General features: G+C 74.4%; 13 protein-coding genes. 8 read left to right on the top strand and 5 right to left on the bottom strand.

Annotation, left to right across the window (positions count from 1 at the left end):
* Positions 1-276: 276 nt before the first annotated feature.
* From hisN to ACFVYI_RS17930, 5 genes are all read right to left on the bottom strand, one after another.
* A complete protein-coding gene (hisN, locus tag ACFVYI_RS17950) occupies positions 277-1,074 on the bottom strand; it encodes a histidinol-phosphatase (RefSeq protein ID WP_387886361.1) in 798 nt (265 codons plus the stop codon).
* A gap of 316 nt (positions 1,075-1,390) precedes the next feature.
* Positions 1,391-1,714 carry a multidrug efflux SMR transporter gene (locus ACFVYI_RS17945; RefSeq protein ID WP_360638538.1) on the bottom strand — a complete coding sequence of 108 codons (324 nt, stop codon included), beginning with the start codon at positions 1,712-1,714 and terminating at the stop codon, positions 1,391-1,393.
* Between the two features lie 117 nt (positions 1,715-1,831).
* Complete coding sequence (gene rsgA, locus ACFVYI_RS17940) at positions 1,832-2,887, bottom strand: ribosome small subunit-dependent GTPase A (RefSeq protein WP_387886358.1); 1,056 nt, start codon at positions 2,885-2,887, stop codon at positions 1,832-1,834.
* Positions 2,888-2,903: 16 nt separating this feature from the next.
* Positions 2,904-4,235, bottom strand: a complete 1,332-nt coding sequence (gene aroA, locus ACFVYI_RS17935; RefSeq protein ID WP_387886357.1) for a 3-phosphoshikimate 1-carboxyvinyltransferase — start codon at positions 4,233-4,235, stop codon at positions 2,904-2,906.
* A gap of 326 nt (positions 4,236-4,561) precedes the next feature.
* A complete protein-coding gene (locus ACFVYI_RS17930) occupies positions 4,562-5,278 on the bottom strand; it encodes a M50 family metallopeptidase (protein WP_387886354.1) in 717 nt (238 codons plus the stop codon).
* Between the two features lie 156 nt (positions 5,279-5,434).
* Here ACFVYI_RS17930 and ACFVYI_RS17925 point away from each other — a divergent pair, with 156 nt between their 5' ends.
* The 8 genes from ACFVYI_RS17925 to def all read left to right on the top strand — a co-directional run bounded on the left by ACFVYI_RS17925 (position 5,435) and on the right by def (position 13,348).
* Positions 5,435-6,187, top strand: a complete 753-nt coding sequence (locus tag ACFVYI_RS17925) for an SOS response-associated peptidase (protein WP_387886353.1) — start codon at positions 5,435-5,437, stop codon at positions 6,185-6,187.
* A gap of 32 nt (positions 6,188-6,219) precedes the next feature.
* Positions 6,220-6,855 (top strand): alpha/beta family hydrolase, encoded by a 636-nt coding sequence (locus ACFVYI_RS17920; RefSeq protein ID WP_387886352.1) that lies wholly within the window; start codon positions 6,220-6,222, stop codon positions 6,853-6,855.
* 288 nt (positions 6,856-7,143) lie between these two features.
* Positions 7,144-7,887, top strand: coding sequence for a sigma-70 family RNA polymerase sigma factor (locus tag ACFVYI_RS17915; protein WP_387886437.1), 744 nt, complete (start codon positions 7,144-7,146; stop codon positions 7,885-7,887).
* On the top strand, positions 7,884-8,291 hold the full coding sequence (gene rsrA / locus ACFVYI_RS17910) for a mycothiol system anti-sigma-R factor (RefSeq protein WP_387886351.1): 408 nt from the start codon (positions 7,884-7,886) through the stop codon (positions 8,289-8,291). Before ACFVYI_RS17915 ends, rsrA begins: the two co-directional genes overlap by 4 nt.
* A 294-nt stretch (positions 8,292-8,585) precedes the next feature.
* Positions 8,586-10,031 carry an HD-GYP domain-containing protein gene (locus ACFVYI_RS17905; RefSeq protein ID WP_387886349.1) on the top strand — a complete coding sequence of 482 codons (1,446 nt, stop codon included), beginning with the start codon at positions 8,586-8,588 and terminating at the stop codon, positions 10,029-10,031.
* A complete protein-coding gene (locus ACFVYI_RS17900; protein ID WP_387886347.1) occupies positions 10,028-11,329 on the top strand; it encodes an HD-GYP domain-containing protein in 1,302 nt (433 codons plus the stop codon). Before ACFVYI_RS17905 ends, ACFVYI_RS17900 begins: the two co-directional genes overlap by 4 nt.
* 321 nt (positions 11,330-11,650) lie before the next feature.
* Complete coding sequence (locus ACFVYI_RS17895) at positions 11,651-12,640, top strand: tetratricopeptide repeat protein (protein WP_387886346.1); 990 nt, start codon at positions 11,651-11,653, stop codon at positions 12,638-12,640.
* A 60-nt stretch (positions 12,641-12,700) separates the two neighbouring features.
* Positions 12,701-13,348 carry a peptide deformylase gene (gene def, locus ACFVYI_RS17890; RefSeq protein ID WP_387886344.1) on the top strand — a complete coding sequence of 216 codons (648 nt, stop codon included), beginning with the start codon at positions 12,701-12,703 and terminating at the stop codon, positions 13,346-13,348.
* The last annotated feature ends 135 nt before the right edge of the window (positions 13,349-13,483 follow it).

Genomic DNA, 13,483 nt, shown 5'->3' with positions numbered 1-13,483 from the left:
AGCGGCACCCCGTTGCCCCGCGGGCCCGGCGACGGCCCAACCGGTCGCCGGGCCCGCTGTGTTGTCGCCCGCTCGCCTCCGGGCCGCTTGACCCGGCGCCGACAGTCGGCGCTCCCTCGCTCTCCCCCAGCCTCCGGCCGGGGGTGCCCCCAGCGTCGCTCCGTCCCTTCTCCCTTTCGGCACCGGCGCGGCCCTTCGGCTCGGGGCGGGTTCGGCGCGGGGTGGAGCTCAATGCGGGCGGGGCGGGGGTTCGGCGCGGGGCCGATGTTGCCGGGGTCAGACGCTGAGGCGGCGCAGGGCTTCCGCGTGCAGCAGGCCGTTGCTGGCCACGGCGTCGGCGCCGCCCGGGCCGGGGACGCCGTCCAGGCCGGTGAACCGGCCGCCGGCCTCCTCGACGATGATGCAGTTCGCGGCCATGTCCCAGAGCGACAGCTCGGGTTCGGCGGCGATGTCCACCGCGCCCTCGGCGACCATCATGTAGGACCAGAAGTCCCCGTAGGCGCGGGTGCGCCAGCAGGCCCGGGTGAGGTCCAGGAACGGGTCGAGCCGGCCGCGCTCCTCCCAGCCGGAGAGCGAGGAGTAGGAGAACGAGGCGTCCTCCAGCCGGGAGACGCCGGAGACGTGGATCCGAGCGGCCTTGGTCAGGCTGCGGCCGGCGAAGGCGCCGAGGTCCTTGGCCGCCCACCAGCGGCGGTTCAGCGCGGGGGCGGAGACGATGCCGACCACCGGGCGCTCCACGCCGTCCGGGCCGTCCTCCAGCAGCGCGATCAGGGTGGCCCAGACCGGTACGCCGCGGATGTAGTTCTTGGTGCCGTCGATCGGGTCGATCACCCAGCGGCGCGGGCCGGTGCCCTGCAGGCCGAACTCCTCGCCGAGCACCGCGTCGCGCGGCCGGGCGCGCTGGAGCACGCTGCGCACCAGCTCCTCGGCGGCCTTGTCGGCGTCGCTGACGGGGGTGAGGTCGGGCTTGGTCTCGACCTTCAGGTCGAGGGCGCGGAAGCGCTCCAGGGTGACCGAGTCGGCCGAGTCGGCGAGGACGTGGGCGAGTCGGAGATCGTCGTGGTAATCGGCCATGGTCGAAACCCTAGCGAGCCCCACCCGATCGGGACAGTCGGGCTCGCGGAGCGGACGCCGCACGTCCGTCCCCCGTGCAGCCCCCCTCGAAGCCCCGAGCCGAAGGGCCATCCCGAGCCGGAACCCCGCCCCGCCCGTCTTGAGCTCCGCTCCGCGCCGAACCCGCCCCGAGCCGAAGGGCCGCGCCGGTGCCGAAAGGGAGAAGCGAGGACGCCCCGAGATGGGGGTCCCCCCGGCCGAAGGCTGGGGGAGAGGGGCGTTGGAGCGCCGACCGTCGGCGCCGGATCAAGCGGCCCGGAGGCGAGCGGGCGACAAATCAGTGCGCCGAGCCGCTCAGTTGGAGCCCGATCACACCGGCGATCACCAGCGAGATCGAGACCAGCTTGAGCACCGAGCTGGTCTCGTCCAGGAAGAGCATGCCGTAGATCGCGGTGCCGGCCGCGCCGATGCCGGTCCAGACCGCGTAGGCCGGACCGACCGGCAGGCTCTTCAGCGAGAGGGTGAGCAGGCCGAAGCTGCTGAGGGCGAAGACGCAGAAGCTGATGGTGGGCCAGAGCTTGGTGAAGCCTTCACTGAGCTTGAGGTTGATCGCGAAGCCGGTCTCCAGGAGGCCGGCCAGGATCACCAGGGCCCATGCCATCGCGTGCTCTCCCTGTCGATCGACGGGCCGGGCCGTGATCCGGCCCGACTTTCCTATGATCACCAGGCTGGCCCGCTCCGACACCTCGAACGCGCGAAAACGGCCGGGGCCGCGACGTCAGTCGCCCTCGCGGGTCTCCTTGCTCGCCAGCAGACGGCGCAGCGAGTACAGCCGGGCCTGCTCCGCGTGGCCGTCCGCGACCCAGGCGTCCAGCGCGCAGTCCGGCTCGTCGTGGCTGCACGCGCGCGGGCAGTCGGCGGTACCGGGCTCCAGGTCGGGGAAGGCGTGGATGACCCGGGACGGGTCGATGTGCGAGAGGCCGAAGGAGCGGAAGCCCGGGGTGTCGATCACCCAGCCCGGGTCGAGCGCCTTCTTCGAGCCCGGCTTGGCGCCCGGTGGCGGCGGCAGTCGCAGCGCCAGCGCCGAGACGGTGGTGTGCCGGCCGCGGCCGGTCACCGCGTTGACCACCCCGGTGGTCCGCTGGTGCAGCGGGACGAGGGCGTTGACCAGGGTGGTCTTTCCGACGCCGGAGTGTCCGATGAACACCGTCGAGCGGCCGCGCAGGTGCGCCCGGACGGCCTCGGCGCCCTCGGTGGCCAGCTCGTCCCGGCGGGTCACCACGTAGTTGATGCCGAGCGGCGCGTAGGCCTCCAGCAGCGGCTCGGCCGGGGCCAGGTCGGACTTGGTGAGCACCAGCAGCGGCTCCATCCCGGCGTCGTACGCGGCCACCAGGCAGCGGTCGATCAGCCGGGGCCGGGGCTCGGGGTCGGCCAGCGCGGTGACGATGGCCAGCTGGTGGGCGTTGGCGACGACGATCCGCTCGAACGGGTCGTCGTCGTCCGCGGTCCGGCGCAGCACCGAGGTGCGCTCCTCGACCCGGACGATCCGGGCGAGGGTGTCGGCGTCCCCCGAGAGGTCGCCGACGATGTTGACGATGTCCCCGACGACGACGCCCTTGCGGCCCAGCTCACGGGCCTTCATGGCGACGATCTCGCGTTCCTGCTTCGTCCCGGCGTCCAGCAGGCAGGTCAGCCGGCCGCGGTCGACGGTGAGCACCATCGCCTCGGCCGCGTCCTCGTGCTTGGGCCGGATCCTGGTCCGCGGCCGGGATCCCCGGCGCGCGGGGCGGTTGCGGATGTCGTCCTCGTCGGCGTCCTTGCCGTAGCGGCGCATGTGCCCAGTCTCCCGCTCAGCCGCCCACCACTGCCCCGCCGAGCAACTCGTCCCACATCTTCGGGAAGTCCGGCAGCGTCTTGGCGGTGGTGGCCACGTTCTCCACCTGGACGCCGTCGACGGCCAGGCCGATCACCGCTGCGGCGGTGGCCAGGCGGTGGTCCTCGTAGGTGTGGAAGATGCCGCCGTGCAGCTTGCGCGGGCGGATCCGCAGGCCGTCCTCGGTCTCGGTGACCTCGCCGCCGAGGTCGTTGATCTCCTTGGCCAGCGCGGCCAGCCGGTCCGTCTCGTGCATCCGCAGGTGCGCGATGCCGTACAGGTGGGACTCGGAGTCGGCGAGGGCGGCGACGGCGGCGATCACCGGGGTCAGCTCGCCGACGTCGTGCAGGTCCGCCTCGATGCCGTGGATCCGGCCGGTGCCGGTGAACTGCAGGCCCTCGTCGGTGAACTCGCAGACGCCGCCCATCTGCGTGTAGATGTCGCGCAGCTGGTCGCCGGGCTGGGTGGTGTGCTTCGGCCAGTCACGGACGGTCACCCGGCCGCCGGTGACCAGGGCGGCGGCGAAGAACGGCGCCGCGTTGGAGAGGTCCGGCTCGACCACCATGTCGCGGCCGAGCAGCGCGCCCGGCGTGACCCGCCAGACGTCCTTCTCGCCGCCGTCCTCCGGGGCGTCCACCTGGGCGCCGGCGAGGCGCAGCATCTCGACCGTCATCCGGATGTGCGGCAGGGAGGGGACCGGCCCGCCGACGTGGCGGACCTCGACGCCCTGGTTGTACCGGGCGCCGGAGAGCAGCAGGGCGGAGACGAACTGCGAGGAGGAGGAGGCGTCCAGCTCCACCACACCGCCGTCCAGCGCGCCGGTGCCGTGCACGGTGAGCGGGAAGGCACCGCGGCCGCCGTCGTCGATCCGGGCGCCGAGCGCGCGCAGGGCGTTGATCACGCCGTGCTGGGGGCGCTCGTAGCTGCGCGGGTCGCCGTCGAAGTGCACCGGGCCGTCGGCCAGGACGGCGAGCGGGGGGAGGAAGCGCATGACCGTGCCGGCGTTGCCGACGTCGACGGAGGCCGGGCCGCGCAGCGCGGGCGCGGGGATGACCCGCCAGGCCTCGCCGCCGCCGACGCCACCGGAGTCGTTGTTGACCTGCTCCTCGATGCCGACGCCGAGCGCGCGCAGGCCGTCGGCCATCAGCTGGGAGTCGCGGCTGCGCAGCGGGCGCCGGACCCAGCCGGGTTCGGTGGAGAGGGCGGCCAGCACCAGAGCCCGGTTGGTGACCGACTTGGAGCCGGGGATGGTGACAGTGGCGTCAACGGGGGTGGTCGCGACGGGGGCGGGCCACAGGGTCTCGGTCATGGGGCAAGTTTAGGGGCCGTACGGGAACAGTCCGCGCGGTTGATCGCCCGCCCGCCGCCGGGCTGTTTCTTCGCCCGCTCGCCTCCGGGCCGCTCGACCCGGTGCCGACGGTCGGCGCTCCGTCGCTCCTTCGTCGCTCCGTCCCTTCTCCCTTTCGGCACCGGCGCGGCCCTTCGGCTCGGGGCGGGTTCGGCGCGGGGCCCGGGCTCAAGACGGGCGGGACGGGCCCTTCGGCTCGGGGCGGGTTCGGCGCGGGGCCCGGGCTCAAGGCGGGCGGGTGGGGCTTCAGGCGCCGGGGCGGTGGCCCGCTGGACCGGCCCGGTGGGTCATCGGGCGGGCAGCAGCCAGCCGGCGCCGAGGGCCAGACAGGCCAGTGTGGTGATCAGGAAGAGGGCGACCCAGGCCAGGCCGGGAACGCCGGTGAGCCTGGCCAGCTGGTCGGCGTCGGAGTCCCGGGCCTGGCCGCGCCGGCGCTGGTGCTGCAGCTCCAGGACCGGGCGGACGGCACCGAACAGCAGGAACCAGCTGCCGAGGCAGGCGAAGCCGGCCTGGACGTCGGTGCTGCCGAACCAGGAGACCAGGAAGAAGGCGGCGCCGGCGAGCAGGACGGTGAGGAGGCCGAAGGCGTTGCGGATCCGGACCAGCAGTGCCAGCAGCAGGGCGATCGCCAGCCAGAGCAGCAGGGTGATCCGGTCGGCCGCGAGCAGTGCGGCGGAGCCGAGGCCGAGCAGGGCCGGGGCGGTGTACCCGGCGGCGGCGGTGAGCACCATGCCCGGACCGGTGGGGCGGCCGTAGGAGAGGGTGACCCCGGAGGTGTCCGAGTGCAGCCGGATGCCCGCGAGCTTGCGGCCGGTGACGCGGGCGGCCAGGCCGTGGCCGCCCTCGTGGGCGATGGTGACGGCGTTGCGGGCGAACCGCCAGAGGGGGCGGGCGGCCACCACGAGCAGCGCGACGGCGCCGGTGGCCAGGGTGAGCCAGCCGGGAGGGGCGGGCTGGGTGCCGGTCACGCGGTCCCACACCTCGCCGATGCTCTGTGCGTCCATGCCTGCTCCCCGCTTCCGTCCGGCCCTGCCCGCGGTGCCCGTGTCGGCCCCGTCCGGGGTGGCAGCCTCCCATGCGGGGACGAGCGGGCGGGAGGCGGTGGTTCGCACTTCGGGATGAGGAAGTGCTGAGAGCGGCGGTCGTGGCAAGCTGACGGCATGTGCGGTCGCTTCGCCTCCAGCAGCCAGCCCGAGGACATCGTCGAGCTCTTCGGCGTCCAGCAGTGGGACCCGGCCGAGACGCTGGCCCCCAGTTGGAACGTCGCACCGACCGAGCGCGCCTTCGTGGTGCTGGAGCGACAGCGCAAGGGGGAGCCCGCGCCGGTCCGGCAGCTGCGGGTGCTGCGCTGGGGTCTGGTGCCGCAGTGGGCGAAGTCCCCCGAGACCGCGGTGAAGATGATCAATGCCCGCTCGGACACGGTGCACGAGAAGCCGTCGTACCGGCAGGCCTTCGCCTCCCGGCGGTGCATCCTGCCGGTCGACGGCTACTTCGAGTGGCAGACCCTGCCGGGCGAGCGCGGCAAGCCCCGGAAGAAGCCGTTCTTCGTCTCCCGGGTGGACGGCGCCCCGCTGGCGCTGGCCGGGCTGTACGAGTTCTGGCGCAACCGGGCGGTGCCCGCCGACCATCCGGACGCCTGGCTGGTGACCTTCACCGTCGTCACCACGGAGGCGGAGGAGCTGCTCGCCCCGATCCACGAGCGGATGCCGCTCTTCCTGGACCGGGAGTCCTTCGACGACTGGCTGGACCCGGGCCTGGACGACCCGGACGGGATACGCCGGCTGCTCGTCCCCCCGCCGCCCGGCGCGCTGCTGGCCACGCCCGTCTCGCCGGCCGTCGGCAGCATCCGCAACAACGGTCCGGAGCTGACCCGGCCGTGGGTCGAGGTCGAGCACGAGACGACCCTCTTCTGAGCACCGCCCTTCCGAGTACTGGAGCCCACGCCGTGACGCAGGAACTCGTCCCCACGCCCGCCGGGGACGCCCGGATCAGTTACCACCGGGCGGCCGCCCCGAAGGCGGTGCTGGCGCTCGGTCACGGCGCCGGCGGCGGGACCGGGGCCCGCGACCTGGTGGCACTGGCCGGCGCGCTGCCGGCGCGGGGGATCACGGTGGCGCTGGTCGAGCAGCCCTGGCGGGTGGCCGGGAAGCGGCTGGGGCCGGCGCCCAGGACGCTGGACACCGGGTGGACGCCGGTCGCCGAGCGGCTCGCCGGGCAGGGGGTGCCGCTGGTGGTCGGCGGGCGCAGCGCCGGGGCCCGGGTGGCCTGCCGGACGGGGGCCGCCACCGGGGCGGTCGGGGTGGTGGCGCTGGCCTTCCCGCTGCACCCGCCGGGCAAGCCGGAGAAGAGCCGGGCCGAGGAGCTGCTGGAGTCGGGGCTGCCGACGCTGGTGGTGCAGAGCGTGGCGGACCCGTTCGGCGGGCCGGAGCAGTTCCCCGCGCTGCCGGCCGGGCACGAGCTGGTGTCGGTGCCGTACGGCAGCCACGGCTTCGAGGTGCCCAAGCGGGCGCCGATGGGACAGGACGAGGTGCTGGAGCTGATCACCGGGGCGGTCGGCGACTGGCTGCTCGGCCTGCTCTGACCGGCCCGGGAACGGGCTGTCGCGGCCCCGCTCACCCGTGCGAGTGAATACCTGCCGGGGGCCGGGAATGCGGGCGCCGTCGGCATGGTTGACATGCTCGTCAGCTTGAGTCCCGGGTGGAAGGCAGCACAGATGGGTTCGATCGCGTGCCCCGAGCGGCCTGAGGAGCGCGAGGCCGCCACGGCATTCGCCCCCTCTTGGTCGGACTGGCTTGTCGCGGGCGAGAAGCCCGTCAGCCCGATATCCTCCATTTCGGGGCCGCCCGTGGTGGGCAGCCATGCCGAGGAGGTGGGTCCGGTCGTCGGGACCGAGCACGAGGCCGAGCCGGGCCGGGGCCCGGAGGAGAGCCTGCCTGCGGGTGAGGCGCTCACCGGTGAGGAGCTGGCCGAGGCGATCGGTGAGGACACCTTCCGCGTGTCCGCGCAGGAGAGCGAGGAGGCCCGGCGGGAGCGCTTCGAGCGCGACGCCCTGGGCTACCTGGATCCGATGTACTCGGCCGCGCTGCGGATGACCCGCAACCCGGCCGACGCGGAGGACCTGCTCCAGGAGGCGTTCGCCAAGGCGTACGCGTCCTTCCACCAGTTCCGCGAGGGCACCAACCTCAAGGCCTGGCTGTACCGCATCCTCACCAACACGTTCATCAACTCGTACCGCAAGAAGCAGCGGGAGCCCCAGCGGACCGCGGCCGAGGAGATCGAGGACTGGCAGCTGGCCCGGGCCGAGTCGCACATGTCGACCGGTCTGCGCTCGGCCGAGACCCAGGCGCTCGACCACCTCCCGGACAGCGACGTGAAGGACGCCCTCCAGGCCATCCCGGAGGAATTCCGAATCGCCGTGTATCTCGCGGACGTAGAGGGCTTTGCGTACAAGGAGATCGCGGACATCATGGGTACTCCCATCGGTACGGTGATGTCCCGACTGCACCGTGGCCGCCGTCAGCTGCGCGGCATGCTGGAGGACTACGCCCGTGAGCGCGGGCTGGTCCCGGCCGGCAGCGGGGCAGGGCAGGAAGCGAAGGGCTCGGGCTCATGAGCTGCGGCGATCCGCACGACACCGAGTGTGGCGAGGTCCTCGACCACCTCTACGAATTCCTCGACAACGAGATGGCCGAGGGCGACTACGCCAAGTTGCGGGTGCACTTCGAGGAGTGCTCGCCGTGCCTGGAGAAGTACGGCCTGGAGCAGGCCATCAAGGCGTTGATCAAGCGGTGCTGCGGGTGTGACGACACCCCGGCCGACCTGCGGGGCAAGGTGCTGGCCAGGATCGACTCGATCCGGGCCGGGCAGCGCTCCGGCGAGGCGGTGGTGGTCGCCGTCGACGCCACGGTCGAGGCGCACGGCGAGGTCTCCGACCAGGGCCGGCCGTCGGCGAAGGCCTCCGCCGAGTCGGTGGCCAGGCCGGGTACGCCGGTCGAGGCGGGCGCACCGGCGGAGTGAGCGGGCCGCCCTCCCACGGCGGGCCGGCCACCTGAGGACTCGGCGACCCCCGGAGCGTGTGCTCCGGGGGTCGCTCCCTTTCTGCTTGCGTGCGCCGTCACTCGTTCGAGTGAGTTGGTGGTGCGCCAACTGCGGCATTCCGCGATCATGCGTCCCCACGCGGGGGCAGCGGCCTATCCTCCTGACGGACACTCACCGTCGGTAGCCCGGCGGGCTGAGCGCGGAGCGGGCCAGGACGGCGGGGAGGTCGAGATCGCTACCGACAGTGGAGACACGGACCTGCCCAGGGGTGCGGTGTGCTACCTCGTGGCCGTTCCGGTGGCGGCGTTCTGCTGCCTGCTGCCACTGCTGCCCGTACCGACCCCGGCAGGCGTGCCGCGCTGGCTCGGCGCCCCCGTGGACTGGCCCAAGGTCGGTCTGCTGGCCTTCCTGCACGGCTGTTGGGAGTCGCTCGCGCAGGGGCAGCCCACACCCTGCCGACGGTTGCTCCGCGCCCTGCTGCGCCGACCGCCGCTCCCCGCCCGGCCGCCGGCCCGGCCGCTGGCCAACGCCTTCTTCCCGGTGCTGTTCGCCGGGGTGCTGATGCTGGCACCGGCCGCCGCCGCGCTGGTCGCGGTGCCGATCGCCCTGCTGGGCGACACCCAGCCGGAGTGCCGTCGGCGGCAGGTGTGGAACGGCGCGCAACTCGCCCTCTCCGCCTTCGCCGCCTCGGCGGTCTTCCACCTGCTCGCGGGACCGCAGCTGCTGCTCGGCTCCCGCTTCCCGGCCGCCCTGCTGCCCGGGTTCGCCGCCCTGGCCGCGTTCTGCCTGGCCAACGGGGTGCTGGTGGGCGGCATGCTGGTGCTGGCCGAGGGGCGGCGGGCGACCGTCCTGCTCCGCGGCCCGGCCGCCGCGCTCGGCCTGCCGGTGCTGGTGCACGCGGCCGGCGGCCTGATGGTCGCGGTGCTCTGGCAGGGCCCGTACGGCGCCTTCGCGGCGCTGCTGGCACTGCTGCCGCTCTCCATCTCGGCCTGGGTCTTCGCCCAGGGCCACCGCGAGCGGGACGCCCATCAGGCCACCGTCCAGGCGCTGGTCCAGGCCGTCGAGATCAAGGACGCCTACACCCGCGGGCACAGCGAACGGGTCGGCAAGGCGGCGGTCCTGATCGCCGGTCAGCTGGGCATGGAGGCCGAGCGGCTGCGCACCCTGCGGTTCGCGGGCATCCTGCACGACGTCGGCAAGCTCGGTGTCGCCACCGAACTGCTCCGCAGAAACGGTCCCCTGGACGCGGCCGAGCGGCGGGCCGTCGAGGTGCACCCGGTGCACGGGTACGAGCTGGTGCGGGAGATCGCCTTCCTGGGTGAGGCGCACGCCGCGATCCTGCACCACCACGAGCGGATGGACGGCCGGGGCTACCCGAGCGGGCTGGCGGGTGAGCAGATCCCGGAGTTCGCGCGGATCATCTCGGTCGCCGACGCCTTCGACTCGATGACCTCCACCCGGTCCTACCGGCGCGGGCGGCCGGTCACGGAGGCGGTGGCGGAGCTGGAACGCTGCTCGGGCAGCCAGTTCGACCCGGTGATGGTCCGGGCGCTGGTCGAGGCGCTCGCCGTGCACGACTGGCAGCCGGTGCTGCCGCCGTCCGACGACTGCATCCGGGCGGTGCCCGACATCCCGCTCGGCGTGCCCGAACCGGTGCGGTCGGGACCGCGCCGGGTACCCGCCCAGGGCGGCACCGTGCCGACGGCCGGACCGTCGTGAGCGGCGGCCCGCCGGTGGGCGGGGTGGCCGCGGTGCACGCCGGGGCCGTCGTCCTGCTGGCGTTCGCGTTCGGCGCGGTGGCCGTCCGCGGGATGGCCGAGCCCGGGGTGGCCCTGGCCTTCACCGTGCTGATCGCGCTCGGTGAGTGCGTCCGGATCACTCTTCCGGGCGATCGCGAGCAGGCACCGATCGGCGCCGCCGGCGCGCTGGCGTACGCGCTGCTGGGGCCGTTGCGCGGGCTGCCCACCGCGCACGGCGTGCTCCAGGCGGTCGCGGTGACCGGCGCGGGCCTGCTGCTCGCCCTGCTGCCGGCGGTGGCGCTGCCCCGGGGCGTCCGACGCCGTTGCCGGGCGCCGTGGCGGGACCGGGCCCGGCTCGACGGCGCCGCCCGGCGGCTGCTCGGGGCGGGGTTCGCGGCGGCGATCTTCCAGCCGCTCTACACCAGCGGAGTGGTGGACCGGTTCTCGGCCGACGGCCCCGCGTACGGGGTGTTCCTCACGGTGGTGGCCGCGCTGGCCGCCCTGTGCGACGCCACCCTGGCGGCGGTACTGCGGCGGGCCCGGAGCGGGCTGCGGTTCCCGGCCGCGCTGGAGGACGAGCTGCGGTCGCTGTTCGGGATCGGCTCGGCGATCGCCGCCACCGGGATGCTGGTCAGCCTGGCGGCGGGTGAGGTCGGGCTCTGGGCGCTGCCGCTGTTCTGCGCGCCGCTGCTGCTGGCGCAGGTGTCGTTCCGGCGGGCGGCCGCCGTCCGGGCCACCACCGGGCAGACCATCGCCAGCCTGGCCAAGGCCACCGAGGTGGCCGGCTACACCCCGCGCGGCCACGCCCGCCGGGTCGCCGACACGGCGTGCGCGGTCGGGCGCGAGCTGGGGCTGAGCACCCGCGAGCTCGCCCTGCTGGAGTACGCGGCGCTGATGCACGACGTCGGGCAGCTGTCGCTGGTCGAACCGGTGCCGGACGGGGCGACGGCGCTGCTCCCGGAGGAGGAGCAGCAGCGGATCGCCCGGCTGGGCAGCGAGGTGATCCGGCGGACGGGGGTACCGCGGCAGGTGGCCGAACAGGTCGCCCGGCTGGCGGACCCCTGGCACGGGCGGCCGGACGCGGACGAGCCGGCGGTGCCGCTCGCGGCGCGGATCATCCGGGTGGCGAACGCGCACGACGACCTGCTGACGGCGGCGCGGGGGCGCGGGGTGGGGGAGGCGGTGGGGCGCCTGGAGGTGCTGGAGGTGCTGCGGTTGGGGCGGGGCCGGGTCTACGACGGGCGGGTGGTGGATGCGTTGGTGAGGGTGCGGGGGTAGTTGCCGGCGGGGGTAAGGCTTTTCGGGGGGTGGCTCTCGGGAGGGTGGGGGCCGGGGGCGGCGGACGGGGTGGGTGGGAAGGGGCGCTCTCGCCGGTGGGGTGCCGGGGTGCCGGGGGGTTGGGGTTGAGGCGGGGCGTCGGGGCGGGCAGGCTGGGTAGGGGTGGGGGTCGGGAGCGGGTGGAAGCGTGCTTGTGGGGAGCGCGGGCGGTGGCGGGCGTGGTTGGATGCGGTCGTAGCGTGGAACACCGACCCGGGGCACCGGGCCCGTGACGCGGGAGCGGATACGGGACTTGAGCGGACGACGACGGCAGGGACGAACGTGAGGATCTTCCACCGGGCACGGCACCGGCCGTCCGCCACCTGGCGGCAGACGACCGATCGGGCTTTCACGCTGATCGGCGACGGCCGGTACGAGGACGCGGGTGCCCTGCTGGTGATGGCGGCCGATCTGGAGCCGTGGCTGTCGGACTCGTGGTTCAACCTCGCGCTGCTGCACAAGTTCCGGCGCGACTGGGAGCAGGCGCGGGCCGCCGGGCTGCGGGCGGTGGCGCTGCTGGACCGGGAGCAGGGCGCCCCCGACTGGTGGAACCTGGGGATCACGGCGACGGCCCTGCAGGACTGGCCGCTGGCGCGGCGGGCCTGGCAGGCGTACGGGCTGCGGCTGCCGGGCGGGGCCGGGGCCCAGTCGGACGGCCCGGTCAGTCTGGACCTGGGGACGACGCCGGTGCGGCTGTCGCCGGACGGGGAGTCCGAGGTGGTGTGGGGGCGGCGGCTGGATCCCGCGCGGATCGAGGTGCTGTCCATCCCGCTGCCGTCCTCGGGTCGCCGCTGGGGCGAGGTGGTGCTGCACGACGGCGCCCCGCACGGTGAGCGGGTGACCGACGGGGTGGCGTACCCGGTGTTCGACGAGATCGAGCTGTGGGCGCCCTCCCCGGTGCCGACCTACGTGGTGCTGCTGCAGGCCGCCACGGCGGGTGACCGGGACGCCCTGGAGCGGCTGGTCGCGGACGCGGGGTACGCGGCGGAGGACTGGACGTCGTCGGTGCGGCTGCTCTGCCGGGCGTGTTCGGAGAGCCGGATGGCGTCCGACGACGGGCACACCGCGCACCACGACCCGCACGACGACGGGGACGCGGCCCACCCGGGGCACCTGAGCCACCTGAGCCAGGGCGCGGGCGGGATGTCCTGGCTGGTGGAGCGGGAGTGCGGGATCGCGGCTCCGGCGGTCCTGGTGCGGACGCTGCTGGACCGCTGGGTGGCGGCGGCCCCGGGGACCCGGGCATATCGGGATCTCGAAGAGGTCTGCTGAGCGGGCGGCTTACCCTTGATCGGTAGGCCAGACACCCAGGGAAGCGGAAGACAAGCAGCGATGGCGGAGCAGCACGACCACCAGCACGACCACGACCACGACCACGAGCCGGCCCAGGGCGAGGCCCAGCCGGTGAAGGTGGTCGGTGAGGAGCCGGACCTCTCGAAGGGCACCGCGCGTCCGATCACCGTGTACGGCAACCCGGTGCTGCACCGGGAGGTCAAGACCGTCACGGCCTTCGACGGCGAGCTGTCGGCGTTGATCGACGACATGTTCCAGTCGATGTACGCGGCTGAGGGCGTGGGCCTGGCCGCCAACCAGATCGGCGTGGACCTCAAGGTCTTCGTCTACGACTGCCCGGACGACGAGGGCGTGCGCCACATCGGCCACGTCGTCAATCCGGTGCTGGAGGAGCTGCCGGCCGGCAGCAGGCGGGTGCTGGACGACGGCAACGAGGGCTGCCTGTCGGTGCCGACGGCGTACGCCGAGCTGCCCCGGCCGGACTACGCCGCGGTGACCGGGCAGGACAAGGACGGCAACCCGATCCGGGTCGAGGGCACCGGTTTCTTCGCGCGCTGCCTGCAGCACGAGACCGACCACCTGTACGGGTTCCTCTACATCGACAAGCTGTCGAAGCGGGACCGCAAGGACGCGCTGCGGCAGATGGCCGAGGGCACGCCGCGGTACGCGACGGTGTCGAACGGCTGACGGGTCCACCCGCGGGGCGGGGGGGGGGGCGCCCCCGGGGGGCCCCCCCCCCCCCCCCCGGGGGGGGGGGGGGGGGCGGCCGGGGGGGGGGGGGGGGGGGTGAGCGGGGGGGGGGGGGCCGCGGGGGGGCAAGAT

Source organism: Kitasatospora sp. NPDC058218, from assembly GCF_042882445.1.
In the GTDB taxonomy this organism is placed as follows: Bacteria; Actinomycetota; Actinomycetes; order Streptomycetales; family Streptomycetaceae; genus Kitasatospora.
Note: the sequence above shows the minus strand (reverse complement) of the source record. Positions and strands in the feature narration are given on the sequence as shown.

What these genes read in the sequence shown, in the direction of transcription:
- ACFVYI_RS17945 (WP_360638538.1), bottom strand. Translation starts at nt 1,714, where the DNA reads ATGGCATGGGCCCTGGTGATCCTGGCCGGCCTCCTGGAGACCGGCTTC.
- rsgA (WP_387886358.1), bottom strand. Translation starts at nt 2,887, where the DNA reads ATGCGCCGCTACGGCAAGGACGCCGACGAGGACGACATCCGCAACCGC.
- def (WP_387886344.1), top strand. Translation starts at nt 12,701, where the DNA reads ATGGCGGAGCAGCACGACCACCAGCACGACCACGACCACGACCACGAG.
- ACFVYI_RS17925 (WP_387886353.1), top strand. Translation starts at nt 5,435, where the DNA reads ATGTGCGGTCGCTTCGCCTCCAGCAGCCAGCCCGAGGACATCGTCGAG.
- ACFVYI_RS17930 (WP_387886354.1), bottom strand. Translation starts at nt 5,278, where the DNA reads ATGGACGCACAGAGCATCGGCGAGGTGTGGGACCGCGTGACCGGCACC.
- rsrA (WP_387886351.1), top strand. Translation starts at nt 7,884, where the DNA reads ATGAGCTGCGGCGATCCGCACGACACCGAGTGTGGCGAGGTCCTCGAC.
- aroA (WP_387886357.1), bottom strand. Translation starts at nt 4,235, where the DNA reads ATGACCGAGACCCTGTGGCCCGCCCCCGTCGCGACCACCCCCGTTGAC.
- hisN (WP_387886361.1), bottom strand. Translation starts at nt 1,074, where the DNA reads ATGGCCGATTACCACGACGATCTCCGACTCGCCCACGTCCTCGCCGAC.